The 14,508-nt window shown below is 69.3% G+C and carries 12 protein-coding genes; 5 read left to right on the top strand and 7 right to left on the bottom strand.

All coding sequences use genetic code 11. The annotated features are described in order from the left end of the window. Positions 1-150 precede the first annotated feature (150 nt). The 4 genes from CRP27_RS17290 to CRP27_RS17305 form a co-directional block, all read right to left on the bottom strand. Positions 151-1,578, bottom strand: coding sequence for an FGGY-family carbohydrate kinase (locus CRP27_RS17290; protein ID WP_097181849.1), 1,428 nt, complete (start codon positions 1,576-1,578; stop codon positions 151-153). Continuing rightward, positions 1,575-3,092: an FAD-binding oxidoreductase gene (locus tag CRP27_RS17295; protein WP_097181850.1), complete on the bottom strand. Its 1,518-nt coding sequence runs from the start codon at positions 3,090-3,092 to the stop codon at positions 1,575-1,577. The genes CRP27_RS17290 and CRP27_RS17295 overlap by 4 nt, the downstream gene beginning before the upstream one ends. A gap of 114 nt (positions 3,093-3,206) precedes the next feature. Beyond that, positions 3,207-3,983 carry an SDR family oxidoreductase gene (locus tag CRP27_RS17300; RefSeq protein WP_097181851.1) on the bottom strand — a complete coding sequence of 259 codons (777 nt, stop codon included), beginning with the start codon at positions 3,981-3,983 and terminating at the stop codon, positions 3,207-3,209. A 25-nt stretch (positions 3,984-4,008) separates the two neighbouring features. Continuing rightward, positions 4,009-5,292 (bottom strand): nitrate/nitrite transporter, encoded by a 1,284-nt coding sequence (locus CRP27_RS17305; RefSeq protein ID WP_176505667.1) that lies wholly within the window; start codon positions 5,290-5,292, stop codon positions 4,009-4,011. Positions 5,293-5,607: 315 nt separating this feature from the next. Between CRP27_RS17305 and CRP27_RS17310 the strand changes: the two genes are divergently transcribed. The 4 genes from CRP27_RS17310 (at position 5,608) to CRP27_RS17325 (ending at position 11,304) form a co-directional block, all read left to right on the top strand. Continuing rightward, positions 5,608-6,630: a LacI family DNA-binding transcriptional regulator gene (locus tag CRP27_RS17310; protein WP_097181853.1), complete on the top strand. Its 1,023-nt coding sequence runs from the start codon at positions 5,608-5,610 to the stop codon at positions 6,628-6,630. A 687-nt stretch (positions 6,631-7,317) separates the two neighbouring features. After that, positions 7,318-8,841, top strand: coding sequence for a multiple monosaccharide ABC transporter ATP-binding protein (gene mmsA, locus CRP27_RS17315; RefSeq protein WP_176505677.1), 1,524 nt, complete (start codon positions 7,318-7,320; stop codon positions 8,839-8,841). Then, a complete protein-coding gene (gene mmsB, locus CRP27_RS17320; RefSeq protein WP_097181854.1) occupies positions 8,838-10,130 on the top strand; it encodes a multiple monosaccharide ABC transporter permease in 1,293 nt (430 codons plus the stop codon). Before mmsA ends, mmsB begins: the two co-directional genes overlap by 4 nt. 79 nt (positions 10,131-10,209) lie before the next feature. Then, positions 10,210-11,304 carry a sugar-binding protein gene (locus tag CRP27_RS17325; protein ID WP_097181855.1) on the top strand — a complete coding sequence of 365 codons (1,095 nt, stop codon included), beginning with the start codon at positions 10,210-10,212 and terminating at the stop codon, positions 11,302-11,304. A 462-nt stretch (positions 11,305-11,766) separates the two neighbouring features. Here the strand turns inward: CRP27_RS17325 and CRP27_RS17330 are convergent, their stop codons facing one another. The 3 genes from CRP27_RS17330 to dcd are packed head-to-tail and all read right to left on the bottom strand — an operon-like array spanning position 11,767 to position 13,256. Next, complete coding sequence (locus CRP27_RS17330) at positions 11,767-12,096, bottom strand: DUF86 domain-containing protein (protein ID WP_097181856.1); 330 nt, start codon at positions 12,094-12,096, stop codon at positions 11,767-11,769. Continuing rightward, positions 12,093-12,608, bottom strand: a complete 516-nt coding sequence (locus tag CRP27_RS17335) for a helix-turn-helix domain-containing protein (RefSeq protein ID WP_097181857.1) — start codon at positions 12,606-12,608, stop codon at positions 12,093-12,095. Before CRP27_RS17335 ends, CRP27_RS17330 begins: the two co-directional genes overlap by 4 nt. Positions 12,609-12,668: 60 nt before the next feature. Next, the gene (gene dcd / locus CRP27_RS17340; protein ID WP_097181858.1) at positions 12,669-13,256 is read right to left on the bottom strand and encodes a dCTP deaminase; all 588 of its coding nucleotides are present in this window, start codon (positions 13,254-13,256) and stop codon (positions 12,669-12,671) included. Positions 13,257-13,345: 89 nt separating this feature from the next. On the opposite strand from dcd, the gene CRP27_RS17345 reads away from it, so the two are divergent. Continuing rightward, on the top strand, positions 13,346-14,437 hold the full coding sequence (locus CRP27_RS17345) for a GNAT family N-acetyltransferase (RefSeq protein WP_176505668.1): 1,092 nt from the start codon (positions 13,346-13,348) through the stop codon (positions 14,435-14,437). Positions 14,438-14,508: the final 71 nt, after the last annotated feature.

Consider the following 14,508-nt stretch of genomic DNA (forward strand, 5'->3'; position numbering starts at 1 on the left):
ACACACCGTCGTCCGCCCGAGACGCCGGCCAGGGCACGAGACACCGCCGGATCTCACGGCGTCTCGCGCCTTCGGCGGCGCCTCGCACCGCGGACGGCGTCTCGTCTCGTCGAGACGAGACAAGACGAGACGAGACGAGACGAGACACCGTCAGCCGACGATCGCCGCCGTCCGCCGGTAGACCTCGTCGGTGTGCACCGTCACGTCCGCGTGCACCGCACGCAGCGCGTCGTAGACCGCCGCGGTCGACGGGTCCGGCGTGAACCGGTCCCGCTCGACGACCATCGCCGCTGCCGCAGCCTCGAACGACGGGTGCACTCCGGTCGCGACGGCAGCGCAGATCGCCGCCCCGCGCCCCGCGGCGCTGTCGCCGACCATGCGGATGGTCGGCGTCTGGAACACGTCCGCCATGACCTGCATCACGAGGTCCGAGGACGAGCCGCCGCCGGACACGACCACCCGCGCGTACGCCGTCCCGAGCTCGGCGGCCATGGCGTCGCCACGGTCGCGCATCGTCATCGCGATGCCCTCGAGGATCGACCGGTACACGTGCGCTCGGCCCTGCCGCCCGTCGAACCCGAGGATCGACCCCTTCCGGAACACCGCGTCGGCCGGCGCGAGCCAGTCCAGCACCGTCAGCAGTCCGTCCGAGCCGGCCGGCACGGCGGCGGCCTCGCGGTTGAGGCGGTCCTCGGGGCGTTCACCAGCCGCCTCCGCCGCTGCGGCGAAGTCCGGCCCGAGCAGGTCCCGGAACCAGCTCACGGTCCACATCCCGCGACGGATGCCGCCGGACTCGTACAGGTAGCGGCCGGGCTCGGACCCGAAGTTGGTCCAGAAGTCGGTCGCGCCGGCGATGTTCCGCTCTCCGACGGACATGCCCGCGATGTAGGTGCCGAGCGACACGAGGAGCGTCGTCGATTCCAGGAGCCCGCACCCGAGCGCCTCCACGGCCTTGTCGTTGGCCGTCGCGACCACCGGGAGGCCGACCGGGAGGCCCGTGGCCGCAGCCGCAGCGTCGGTCACGGTGCCGAGGACCTCGCCGGGCGCGACGAGTTCGAACAGCTGGTCCGGTCGCATGCCGGTTGCGGCGTACGCGGCCTCGTCCGCACTCCAGCGCCAGGTGTCGGTGTCGATCGGCCACACGCCCTGGTAGTTCGCCGCCGTGTCCCGGAAGGCACCGGTGAGCCGGTGCGTGACGTACCCGGAGGACGTCGTGACGTACGCCACGTCGTCGTGCTCCGCGACGAAGGGAGCACCGACACGGGCGTCCATCCAGCTCAGGACCGGCTGCGCGAGCGACCCGTCGGCGCGGAGCACCGCCCGGCAGAACCGGATCGTGCAGAGCCCGACGCCGACGATCTCGGACGGGTCGCCCGGGAACGCGTCCATCGCGATCCGGCACGCCGCCGCGATCGAGTCCCAGAGATCGTCGTCCGGGTGTTCGACCACACCAGGAGCAGGCGTGTGGTTCGGTCGCAGCGGGACACGCCCCTCGGCGACGACCCCGCCCCGCTCGTCGAAGACCGTGACCTTCGACGACTGCGAGCCGTTGTCGATGCCGACGAGGTACCTGGTCATGCGCGCGGTGCCGAGAACTGCGTGTCGGGGTCGGCGGCGGCGGGCTGGATCGCGCCCGGTTCCGGGAAGATCGTGCCCTTGTTCATGATGCCCTTCGGGTCGAACTGCGCCTTGAGTCCCCGCATGATCGCGAACGCCGAGCCGTGCTCCTCCTCGACCCACGGCGTGCGGTACTTGCCGACGCCGTGGTGGTGGACCATCGAGCCGCCGTGGCGCAGCGCTTCCTCGACGATGATCGCGTTGAGGGGGATGTGGTACTTCTCGATCTCCTCCTCCGGCGAGCAGTCGATGCGGTAGTCGTACACGAAGTACATGTTCGTGCCGGTCTGGTAGCTGTGCGACGAGTGGCCCCCGAGCATCGTCAGGTCTCCGGCGTGCGGGTACTCGTCACGGATGCGGCGCATGACCGCGTCGTACACGTCGCCGACGGCCGACCAGTCCGCCGACACCTCGGTGGTGTAGCCGAGCTGCTGGTCGCGCAGCATGACGGCCTTCTCGGCGTCGATCTTGTCCTGGCCCCAGTTGAGGTTGTCGAACCACGCCTCGATGAGCGCCGGGTCGACCTTCTCGTGCTGGTGCTGGTCGATGACGCGCTGGATCTCCTCCGAGGTGGCGCGGACGATGCCTGCCGGACCCTCGGCGACGAACACCACGACGCACTTGCCCTTCGAGAAGTGCGAGAAGTGCTGGTTGGCGTCCTCCGGCGAGTACAGGCGCACGACCGAGGGGTGGAAGCCGTTCGTGATGACCTCGCGCAGGATCGCGATGCCCGTACGCATGTCGTCGACGAGCGCGCCGTGGAACTCGTTGTTCTCCGGCTGGTACTTGAAGACCTTGACCGTGACCTCGGTGATGACGCAGAGCGCCCCCTCGTTGCCGATGACGACGTGGCGGATGTCCGGACCGGCCGAGCGGCGCGGGACGGACTTGATGCGACGGACCTGCCCGCCGGGGAACACGGCCTCGAGTCCGACGACCATGTCCTCGATCGCGCCGTACAGGGTGGAGAACTGGCCGATCGAACGGGTCGCGACGAGGCCGCCGTACTGGGCGAGGGGCTTCGACTGCGGCGAGTGGCCGGTGGTGAGCCCCTGCAGGCGGAGCTCGTCCTCGAGGCGCTGGAGCGGGACGCCGGCCTGCACCGTGACCTGCATGTTCTCCGGGTCGACCTTGAGGACGGCGTCCATCCGGGAGCAGTCGAGCACGATCGTGTCGACGACGCTCGTCTCGAGGCCGCCCTCCGTGCCGGTGCGGCCCGTGCGCGGGACGATGTTGATCAGGTTGTCGTTCGCGAACGCCAGGATCGCGGCGACGTCCTCGGTGGACTCGGCGTTGACGATCGCGACCGGGGTGGGGGCGTCGTAGATGCCGTGCACCGACTGGTACTTCTTGAAGCGGTCGACGCTCGCGTCGAGCAGGTGCTGCTCGTCCGTGTCGATCTGTTCGGGGCGGACGATGCCGGCGAGACGCTGCAGGATCTCGGCCCGGTCGATGGTGGCGATCGAGTCGATCATGGTGGTGAGCCCTTCGTTGGTGTGTTTCGTTGCTCTGGTCTGGTGGTCTGCTGCCTGGAGGCGCGTGGCGGCGCCGCCACGCGCCTCCAGGCCGTCAGGGGGTCGCGTCCGCGATCAGCGGACGAGGTACCCGCCGTCGACGGTGAGGGTGTGCCCGTTCACGTAGTCGGATGCGCGGGAGGCGAGGAACACCGTCGCGCCCATGAGGTCGGCGACGTCGCCCCAGCGCCCGGCAGGGATGTGGTCGAGCACGCGCTGGTTCGTCTCCGGGTTCGAGCGGGTCTGCTCGGTGATCTTCGTGGCGAAGTACCCGGGAGCGATCGCGTTCACCTGCACGTTGTGCTGCGCCAGCTCGTCGCAGTAGGCCTTCGTGAAGCCGACGATCCCGTGCTTGGTCGCGGCGTACGCGGGCGACCACTGTCCGCCGAGGAACGCGAACAGCGACGCGATGTTGATGATCTTGCCCGAGCCCTGCGCGACGAACCGCTTCGCGACGGCGTGCCCGAGCGCGAACGGCGCGGTGAGGTTCACGGCGATCATCGGGTCCCACTTCGCGCGGTCGAACGCCTCGACGTCGTCGAGCAGGCAGATGCCCGCGGAGTTGACGAGGACGTCGACCCCGCCGAGCCGTTCCGTGCAGGCGTCGACGATGCGCGTCGGGGCGTCGGCGGCGGTGAGGTCGACCTCGAGGAACTCGTACCGGCGGCCTTCGCCCTCGACGAGCGCCCGGGTCGTGCCGTCGTCGTCGACCACGCTCGGCACGAACACGTCGGCGCCGGCCTTGGCGAGGGCGAGCGAGAACGCCTGGCCGAGGCCGGAGTTGCCGCCGGTGACGATCGCACGCTTGCCGGCGAGCGAGAACAGGTCCATCGAGAAGTCGCGGATGTCCATGGGGTGAGGGTCCTTTCGTGGTGGGTCAGGCGGCGACGGCGACGTCGGGCGCCTGGCGGTTCCGCAGTTCGCGTGCACGGACGCGCATGGTGAGGGTGGTGAGCAGGAAGCCGAGGACGGCTGCGCCGAGGAGGACGGCGAACATGGTCGTGTAGCCACCGCCCTGCGCGGGCACGCCGTTCGCGGGGTCACCGACCCACCACGCGCCGAGGGCGGGGAGGAAGGCGTCCGGCAGGTAGGCGATGCCCGAGGCGAGGCCGATCAGGCCGCCCCGCTGGGCGAGCGGGACCTCGACCTCGCCGACCTGCGCCCAGTAGATGCCGCGTGAGGTGAACACCGCGAGGCACATCACGATCATCAGCACGACGGCGATCCACACGAGGGCGGGGTCGTGCGGCAGGAGCAGGAAGCCGACGGCGCTGATGGCGGCGACGACGAATGCCCAGCGGAGGAACGCCGGCGACGACTTCGTCCAACGGTCGACGAGCACGCCGCCGACCGGACCGCCGACGATCTGGAAGACGTACGTGCGGACGACACCGATCGCCCCGAGGAGCACGACGGGCACCGCGTAGCCGTCCTGCAGCAGCGGCGTGAGGTAGCCGAGCAGCGTGTAGAAGCAGTACATCATCATGATCGAGAACCCGATCAGCCAGGTGTACTTGTTGCGGGCGGCGGCGCCGAGCTCCCGGAGCGACACGGCCTGGCGTTCGACCTGACCGAGGGCGTCCCGGTCGGTGCGGACCACGACCAGGACGAGCACGGCGAACACCAGGCAGAGCACGCCGTAGATGCGCATCACCCAGAGGACCCCGCCAGTGTCGGCGATCGCGGCGGCGACGATCCCGGCACCGATGAAGCCCACGACGGTCGACGTGATGCCGCGGACGCCCTCGAGCCAGCCGAAGAGCTTGCCCTGCTCGTCGGCGGTCCCGAGCATCGAGATGAGCTTGACGAGCGACGACCAGTAGAGCCCCATGCCGAGCACGGCCATGAGCACGTGGGCGATCAGGACGCCGGTCTCGTCGGGCACCGTGGACAGCCAGAGGTCGACGACACCCATCCCGACGAGGGCGATCACGATCAGGGCCTTCGGCGAGAACTTGTCGGAGAACCATCCGCCGCAGAAGTACATGAGCACGGCGACGGCGCCGAAGACCGACGTGACCTCGCCGTAGCGCTGGATGGTGAGGTCGAGCGCGTGCGCGGTGTCGGCGAGGAAGACGAACCGGATGTACGCGACCTGGAAGATCGCGCCGCCGGTCATCGACAGGACGATGAAGCTCGTCAGTCTGCGGGACTTGGTCAAGACCACTCCTTCGTGGTGGGTGGGGACAGCGGGGGTTCGGGCACAAAAAAAGAACAGCGACACCCCAGCGCTGGTGCGCTGCGGGTGTCGCTGTTCTCTGAGGTCTGGAGCGACTGCCGTCCTTCGGGGGACGGCCGATCTGCAGTTGTGCGTTCCGGTGCGGGCGATATGCCGGATACGACGTGAACCGTACCCCATCCGTCTCCGAATCGACAACTCAGGTGGCGTCGATCCCCGAGGTGTGCATAATGATCTGGCTCGGAATGTGAACGTGCACATCGGCGTGCTTCGGCCCCGGGCGAGAAACGAGTAGCAATGGCGTCGACGCGGACACAGCAACCGCGATCGCCCAGCATCCGCGACGTCGCGCGGATCGCCGGGGTCTCCCACCAGACCGTCTCGCGCGTGCTCAACAACTCGGACGCCATCCGGGCGGAGACACGGGACCGCGTCCTCGCGGCGATGGAGCAGCTGCAGTACCGGCCGAACCGGGCCGCTCGGGCACTGGTCACCAGCCGCACGCACACCATCGGCGTGCTCACCGCCCGTCGTGCGCACTACGGCCCGGCGGTCGCACTGCAGGCCATCGAGGACGCCGCGGTGACCCGCGGGTTCAACGTCACCACCTCGACCCTCACCGAGACGACGGACGAAGCGGTCCGGGAGAGCATCCAGCGGCTGCTCGACCTCGACGTCGAGGGCATCGTGGTGATCGCGCCCCAGCAGAAGGTGTTCGACCTCATCGAGGAGCTCGGCATCCGCACGCCGTACGTCACGATGCGGTCGAGCGTGGGCGAGGACCCGACGGCGCTCTGGGTCGACCAGATGGAGGGCGCCCGACTCGCGACGGCGCACCTCCTCGACCTCGGACACGAGTACGTCCGGCACATCGCGGGACCCCAGGACTGGATCGAGGCGGACGCCCGCATGCAGGGCTTCCTGCGCGAGATGTCCGACCGCGACATGCCCGTGGTGCCGCCGATCCTCGGGGACTGGACCGCGGACTTCGGCTACCACGCCGGCCGGGAGCTCCTGCGGTGGCGGGACTGCACCGCCGTCTTCTGCTCGAACGACCAGATGGCGCTCGGGGTCATGCACGCGGCGCGCTCGTACGGCCTCGACGTCCCGGGCGACCTGTCCGTCGTGGGCTACGACGACATCCCCGAGGCGAAGCACTTCTGGCCACCGCTGACCACGGTGCAGGTCGACTTCGCCGAACTCGGCCGGCGGTGCGTGGACCTGCTCCTGCCCGGCGAGGACGACGCCGTGCTGCGCCCGATCGACATCGTTCCCCAGCTCGTGGTGCGCGGCTCCACGAGCGCACCCCGGAAGCGCTGACTCGCCGCGCCGCGCTGCGCTTCGTGAGCAGGAACGGTCGGGTCCCGTCCGTGCTCACCATGCGGGGGTGGGCGCGCCCACTGACGGCCTGGAGGCGCGGGGCGGCCCCGCCCCGCGCCTCCAGGCAGGTGGGCGGCCGGCTCCACGGCGGTGTCTGGCCGGAACGAGACGCCTCACCACCCGCAGAACTCCCCTTCCGGGGCGAGACGCCGCCGCATCCGGCGGCGTCTCGGCGCGCGGGCGGCGTCTCGCCGCACGGGCGGCGTCTCGCCGCACGGGCGGCGTCTCGCCGCACGGGCGGCGTCTCGACGCACGCGGCGCACCGCCCCGGTCCCGCGGCGCGCCGCCCCGGGTACCCCAACGTGGGGGCCGTGAGCGGACGAGTTCCGCCGGATCACGCGGGCCGTTACCGAACCGCGACCAATCCGAATTGACAGCCGCGCCGATCCCGTGCGTAGTATTACCTCCGTTCCGCCGATGTGAACGGTCACATGGACCGTCACACGACAGGACACCGGACGCGACAACGAAGTCCACGCAGGCCTCCTGTGCCCTTCGTTGCCGCAAGCAGAACCACCCGAAGGACTGCCGCATCGCAGCGGCAGAAGGAGATGCACCGTGGCGTCAACCCCGATCGACACCGGCCTCGAGACCCGGTCGATCACCGCACCCGAGACGATCCTCGAGATGCGCTCGATCACCAAGGAGTTCCCTGGTGTGAAGGCGCTGTCCGACGTCTCGCTCAGCGTCCGTGCCGGCGAGATCCACGCGATCTGCGGCGAGAACGGCGCCGGCAAGTCGACCCTCATGAAGGTCCTGTCCGGCGTCTACCCGTACGGCACCTACGAGGGCGAGATCGTCTTCGAGGGCGAAGAGGTCCGGTTCAAGGACATCAAGCAGTCCGAGCAGTCGGGCATCGTGATCATCCACCAGGAGCTCGCGCTCATCCCCGAGCTGTCGATCACCGAGAACCTGTTCCTCGGCAACGAACCAGGCAAGTTCGGCGTCATCGACTGGACGACCGCGCAGCTCCGCGCCCAGGACCTGCTCGCCCGCGTCGGCCTGAGCGACGACCCCGACACGCAGATCAAGAGCATCGGCGTCGGCAAGCAGCAGCTCGTCGAGATCGCCAAGGCCCTGCACAAGGACGTCAAGCTCCTCATCCTCGACGAGCCGACCGCGGCCCTGAACGAGAACGACTCGCAGCACCTCCTCGACCTCATCGTCGGGCTGAAGGCCAAGGGCATCTCGAGCATCATCATCAGCCACAAGCTGAACGAGATCGAGCAGATCGCCGACGAGATCACGATCATCCGCGACGGCAAGACCATCGAGACGCTGAACGTCAAGGGCGACGGCGTCAACGAGGACCGCATCATCCGCGGCATGGTCGGTCGTTCGCTCGAGTCGCGCTTCCCGGACCGCACGCCGAAGATCGGCGAGACGTTCTTCGAGGTCCGCGACTGGACCGTGCAGCACCCGCTCGACTCGTCGCGCCTGGTCTGCAAGGGCTCGAACTTCCACGTCAAGCGCGGCGAGATCGTCGGCTTCGCCGGACTGATGGGCGCCGGTCGCACCGAGCTCGCGATGAGCATCTTCGGTCGCTCGTACGGCACCTGGCTCGGCGGGCAGATCTTCAAGGACGGCGAGGAGATCAAGGTCACCAACGTCCAGCAGGCGATCGAGCACGGCATCGGCTACGTGTCCGAGGACCGCAAGGCGCTCGGCCTCAACCTGCTCGACTCGGTGAAGCGGTCCACGGTGTCCGCCGACCTGCAGAAGATCTCGAAGGCCGGCGTCGTCGACTCCCTCGAGGAGTACGACGTCGCCGAGAAGTACCGCAAGATGCTCCGCACCAAGGTGCCCAGCGTCGAGGAGAACGTCGGGAAGCTCTCCGGCGGGAACCAGCAGAAGGTCGTCCTGTCCAAGTGGATGTTCACCGACCCGGACATCCTCATCCTCGACGAACCGACCCGCGGCATCGACGTGGGCGCGAAGTTCGAGATCTACGGCATCATCCAGCAGCTCGCAGCACAGGGGAAGGGCATCATCCTGATCTCCTCCGAGCTGCCCGAACTCCTCGGCCTCTCCGACCGGATCTACACGATCTTCGAGGGCCAGATCACGGCTGACGTCCCCGCGGACCAGGCCGATCCAGAAACGCTCATGCGCAGCATGACCTCCGCGCGGAAGGGCGCTCCCGTCTCATGAAGAACCTGAAACTGCTCTTCGGCAAGGGCAACTCGATCGGCCAGTACGGCATGATCATCGCGTTGATCGCGATCCTGATCATCTTCTCGATCGCGACGAACGGGCTCATCCTCGAGCCCACGAACATCATCAACGTGTTCCTGCAGTACTCCTACATCCTCATCCTCGCGCTGGGGATGGTCATGGTGATCATCGCGGGCCACATCGACCTGTCGGTCGGATCGGTCGCGGCGTTCACGGGCATCATCGTGGCGCAGTCGATGTCGCAGTGGAACTTCCCGGCCTGGCTCGCGATCGTCCTCGGCCTCGCCGTGGGTGCCGCGGTCGGCGCCTGGCAGGGCTTCTGGGTGGCGTTCGTGAAGGTCCCGGCCTTCATCGTGACGCTCGCCGGTCAGCTCATCTTCCGCGGTGCGAACCAGATCATCGGCAACTCGACGTCCGTCCCGACGCCGGACGACTACAACACCATCGGCAACGGGTTCCTCCCCGACTTCGGCCCGGCAACGCCGTTCTCCAACGGCACCGTCCTGCTCGGGATCGTGACGTGCCTCGTGCTGATCTTCCTCGAGTTCCGCGGACGCCAGCGCCGCAAGAAGATGCAGGCCGAGGTCGTTCCGCTCTGGGTGTCGATCGTCCGCACCGGCGTGCTCGTGGTCGTCACCCTCGTCGCCACGTACCTGTTCGCCGCCGGCCCCGTCGGCACGTCGATCCCGATCGTCGCGATCATCCTCGGCGTCCTGACGATCGTCTACGGCTTCGTCACCAAGAACACGATCTTCGGCCGCCAGGTCTACGCCGTCGGTGGCAACGCGAACGCCGCGGTCCTGTCCGGCGTCAGCGCCCGCAAGGTCAACTTCTTCGTCATGATGAACATGTCGGTCCTCGCCGCGGTCGCCGGCATGGTGTTCGTCGGCTACTCCGGCGCCTCGGGCCCCGCGGACGGCACCGGCTGGGAGCTCGACGCGATCGCCGCCGTGTTCGTCGGTGGCGCCGCGGTCGCGGGTGGCATCGGCACGATCTCCGGCTCGATCATCGGTGGTCTCGTCATGGCCCTGCTCTCCAACGGTCTGTCGCTGATCGGCCTCGAGTCGAACCGCGTCCAGATCATCCGCGGTCTGGTCCTGCTCGTGGCCGTCGCCTTCGACGTCTACTCGAAGTCGCAGGGTCGTCCATCGCTCATCGGCGGCATGATGCGGCAGTTCCAGCGGAAGGACACGGAGCAGAACACCGTGGCCGCCCAGCAGCCGCAGTCCATCCAGGACCAGCCGGAGAAGGTCAACACCCAGTAACGACGTGGCGCCCCGGGCGACCGGGGCGCACGAACCCCTCACCACAGCACCAACCCCTCAACGAAGAGAAAGCAATCACATGCGCAAGAAGCTCATCGCCGGCATCGGCCTGGCGCTCGTCGCGGGCCTCGCCCTCAGCGGCTGCTCGGCTCGCGGCACCTCCGGCTCGGACTCGGGCTCGGGGATCAAGAAGGGCGACCTCATCGGTGTCGCCCTCCCGGCGAAGACCTCGCAGAACTGGGTGCTCGCTGGCGCCGCGTTCAAGAAGTCGATCGAGGACGCCGGCTTCAAGGCCGACATCCAGTACGCGAACGCCGGCAACCCGGTTCCGGACCAGCAGGGCCAGATCCAGTCCATGGTCACCAAGGGCGCGAAGGCGATCATCGTCGGTGCGGCCGACGGTTCGCAGCTCGGCACGCAGGTCTCCGCGGCGAAGAAGTCCGGCGCGACCGTCATCGCCTGGGACCGCAACATCCTGAACACGAAGAACGTCGACTACTACGTGGCGTTCAACAACTTCAAGGTCGGTCAGCTGCAGGCCCAGGCCCTCCTGGACGGCATGAAGGCCAAGAAGTCGAGCGGCCCGTACAACATCGAGCTCTTCGCCGGTTCGCCGGACGACGCCAACGCCTCCGTGTTCTTCAACGGTGCGATGGACGTCCTGCAGCCGAAGATCGACGACGGCACCGTGAAGGTCGTCTCCGGTCAGACCTCGTTCTCGAAGGTCACCACGCAGGGCTGGCTCGCGCAGAACGCGCAGTCCCGCATGACCGACATCCTGACGAAGTCGTACACGAGCACCGAGCTCGACGGGGTCCTCTCGCCGAACGACACGCTCGCCCGTGCGATCCTCACCGCGACGAAGGCGGCCGGCAAGCCGAACCCCATCGTCACCGGTCAGGACTCGGAGACCGCGTCGATCCCGCTCATCATGAACGGCACGCAGTACTCGACGATCTACAAGAACACCACGGAAGAGGCCCAGGCGGCCATCGACCTGGTGTCCGACCTCGCCGACGGCAAGACGCCGAAGACGACGAAGGACAAGAACAACGACAACGGCGTGAAGGTGGTCCCGGCGGTCGAGCTGACCCCGATCCTCGTCACGAAGGAGAACGCGGTCGAGGCCTACAAGGGCAACGACACCCTCGAGGCACTCGCCAAGAAGGGCTGATCTCCCCCCGCACCACGGACGGCCCCGTATCGCCTCGGCGAGACGGGGCCGTCTCGCGTACGCGAGACGCCGTGGCCGGCGCGAGACGCGCTCGCTCCCGCGAGACACCGCGGGACCCGGCGGCGTCTCGCGTCAGCCGGGGCGTCTCCGGGACGGTGCGGTGTCCCGGCCCGGCCAGGCGCCGCCATGGGGCCGGCCGACCACCGGACTGGAGGCACGGGTCGGCCCCGCACCGCGCCTCCAGTCCGGAACGCGGTACGCCGGCGCGACACCGCCTCCGGTCTCGGACACCGGCACGTCAGCGAGACGCCGCCGGTTCGAGCGGTGTCTCGCGACCGCGAGGTCGTCTCGCCCGCCCGGCGGCGTCTCGTCTCGCCCGCCCGGCGGCGTCTCGTCTCGCCCGCCCGGCGGCGTCTCGTCTCGATGAGACGAGACGCCGCCGCGCCGCCGCGCCGCCGCCGGTCAGGCGTGCGCCGCACGCAGGCGGCGGACCGCCTCGCACAGGGAGGGCACGTCGACGCGCGCCGTCCCGAACACCACCGCGGGCGTGGTGTCGAAGTAGCGCCGGGTCAGGCGCTCCCCCAACAGGGAAACCCGCGACCACGGGATGCCCGGCTCCGCGGACGTCACCGCGCTCGGGAGCATCCGCACCGCCTCACCGATCTCGACGAGTCGTATCCGGACCGCGTCGTACACCAGGTCCTCCGGAAGCGCGTCGTCGTCGACGTACCGGCGGATCACCCCGCACGCCCGGATGACGTCGTCGAGCCGGTCCCCGACGTCGCGGCTCACAGGGGCACCGCGTCCTGGACGGCGTCAGCGCCCATCCCCGCTGCATCGACGACGTCGACCCGGACGCCGAGGAGCTGCTCGGCGGCGTCCTGGATCCGCATGAGCGCGAAGATCCCGAGGCCAGGCTCGAGGTCCACCATGAGGTCGACGTCACTGCTCGGACCGTCCTCGCCGCGGGCGACGCTGCCGAACAACCGTGGGTCGCGTCCGCCGTACCGGTGCACGATCGCGGTGAGCTCCTGGCGGACCGCGGTCACCCGGTCACGGAGCGGCTGCGGCTCCTCGATCGGACGCAGGTCGATCACCGTCGTGAACCCGGCGGCGAGCAGCAGCCGCTGGAGCGCCACGAGGGACGGCTCACGCCGACCGTTCTCGTAGGTGCTGATGACGCTCTGCGTGACCCCGGCACGGACGGCGAGCTGCACCTGGGTCAGCTCGGCGCGCAGTCGGGCGTCGCGGATGAGCTCGGCCGCCGACACTGGTGGCGCGGGTCTGGGGAGAACTGCGGACATGCTGTCACGATACACAGCATGCGACATTTCGTATCGCAATCCTCCCGCGGCTGCGGCGTGCTACGGGCGGCGGGACACGTCCGTCCGCAGGAAGTTCTGCGCCGAGCGGGACGGTGTCGGCCCGCGCTGCCCCTGGTAGCGCGACTGGTACTCGGCGGAGCCGTAGGGCTTGTCGGCGGGACTCGACAGCTGGAAGAAGCAGAGCTGGCCGATCTTCATGCCCGGCCAGAGCTTGATCGGCAGGGTCGCCACGTTCGACAGCTCGAGGGTCACGTGCCCCGAGAAGCCCGGGTCGATGAAGCCGGCGGTCGAGTGCGTCAGGAGGCCGAGGCGTCCGAGCGAGCTCTTGCCCTCGAGCCGGGCCGCGATGTCGTCGGGGAGCGTGACGACCTCGTACGTCGAGCCGAGGACGAACTCCCCCGGGTGCAGCACGAACGCCTCGTCGGGGTCGGTCTCCACCAGACGGGTCAGGTCCGGCTGGTCCACCGCGGGGTCGATGTGCGGGTACTTGTGGTTGTCGAACAGCCGGAAGAACTTGTCGAGCCGGACGTCGATGCTCGAGGGCTGGACGAGCGAGGCGTCGTACGGGTCGAGCCCGATCCGGCCTTCGGCGAGCTGGGCGGTGATGTCGCGGTCGGAGAGCAGCACGCGCAGAAGCCTAGCGGCCTCGCGGCCGGCTCGATATGCTGCGAGGCTGCCCAGTGTCGGGCGGCGTCACACTGCCGGGAGGAACCGACATGACCGCGTACGCCGTGCACGAACTCGACGTGCCCGCCACGATGGACGACGACCCCGCGACGGTACGGGCGTTCCGCGAGTGGCTCGCGGTGTCGGATGCGGCCGAGGTCGCCGTGCACGGACTGACCGAGCTGTCGTGGAAGCCGGAGGAGTACCTCCCGATGTGCCACGATCCCGAGGCGCCGAGCCGGCTGTTCGTCGTCCGGGACGCCGAAGGCACGGTCGTGGCCGCGGGCTCGTACGACACCAAGCAGGCCCCGGGGACCCCGAACTGCTGGATCGCGATCGGCGTCGCCCCCGAGCACCAGCGCCGCGGCGTCGGCACGCTGCTCGCCGACCACCTCGAGCAGCTCGCCCACGCCGAGGGCCGTACGCAGTGGAAGACGTACGCGGTGTCCCGGCAGGTCGGACCGGCGTCGGGGCACGGCTTCGTCGCCGCACCCACCGGGTTCGGCGCGGTCCCCGCCGACGAGGCCGGCGTGCGGTTCCTCACCGGCCGCGGCTGGCGCTTCGGGCAGGTCAACCGGATCAGCCGACTCGGTCTGCCGACCGACCACTCGGTCGTCCGGGAGCTCCACGACCGCGCGGTCGCCGCCGCCGGTCCGGACTACCGCGTGCACTCGTGGACCGGTCGGACGCCCGAGCACTGGCTCGACGGACTCGCACTCCTCGAGACACGGATGAGCACGGACGCGCCGAACGGCGACATGGACGAACCGGAGGACGTCTGGACCGCCGACCGTCTCCGGGAGCACGAGGCGGAGCTCGCCCGGGCGCCGCGGACCATGCTCACGGTCGCGGTCGAACACGTTCCGAGTACCACCCTGGCCGGTTTCACGCAGCTGGCGGTGCCGGACGACCCGGCTCGCGCGGTCATGCAGTGGGACACCCTCGTGCTGCGGGAGCACCGCGGGCACCGGCTCGGCTGGCTCCTCAAGGTGGCCGGCATCGAGCACGTCGAGCGGGACTTCCCGGGCCGGCCCTCGATCATCACGTTCAACGCCGAGGAGAACCGGCCGATGCTCGACGTCAACGAGGCGGTCGGGTTCGTGGGGGTCGGCAGCGAGGGGATCTGGGAGCGCCGCGTCTGACGACGCGACCCTGAGGCGGACCGCAGCCGGATCCGGCGACTCTCCCCACCGGCACGGCCTGACCGCCGCTG

It is taken from the genome of Curtobacterium sp. 314Chir4.1, from assembly GCF_900215175.1.
GTDB lineage: Bacteria > Actinomycetota > Actinomycetes > Actinomycetales > Microbacteriaceae > Curtobacterium > Curtobacterium pusillum_A.

Coding starts and splice junctions, on each gene's coding strand:
- CRP27_RS17310 (WP_097181853.1), top strand. CDS start 5,608: ATGGCGTCGACGCGGACACAGCAACCGCGATCGCCCAGCATCCGCGAC.
- CRP27_RS17335 (WP_097181857.1), bottom strand. CDS start 12,608: ATGTCCGCAGTTCTCCCCAGACCCGCGCCACCAGTGTCGGCGGCCGAG.
- CRP27_RS17290 (WP_097181849.1), bottom strand. CDS start 1,578: ATGACCAGGTACCTCGTCGGCATCGACAACGGCTCGCAGTCGTCGAAG.
- mmsA (WP_176505677.1), top strand. CDS start 7,318: ATGCGCTCGATCACCAAGGAGTTCCCTGGTGTGAAGGCGCTGTCCGAC.
- CRP27_RS17300 (WP_097181851.1), bottom strand. CDS start 3,983: ATGGACATCCGCGACTTCTCGATGGACCTGTTCTCGCTCGCCGGCAAG.
- CRP27_RS17295 (WP_097181850.1), bottom strand. CDS start 3,092: ATGATCGACTCGATCGCCACCATCGACCGGGCCGAGATCCTGCAGCGT.
- mmsB (WP_097181854.1), top strand. CDS start 8,838: ATGAAGAACCTGAAACTGCTCTTCGGCAAGGGCAACTCGATCGGCCAG.
- CRP27_RS17345 (WP_176505668.1), top strand. CDS start 13,346: ATGACCGCGTACGCCGTGCACGAACTCGACGTGCCCGCCACGATGGAC.
- CRP27_RS17325 (WP_097181855.1), top strand. CDS start 10,210: ATGCGCAAGAAGCTCATCGCCGGCATCGGCCTGGCGCTCGTCGCGGGC.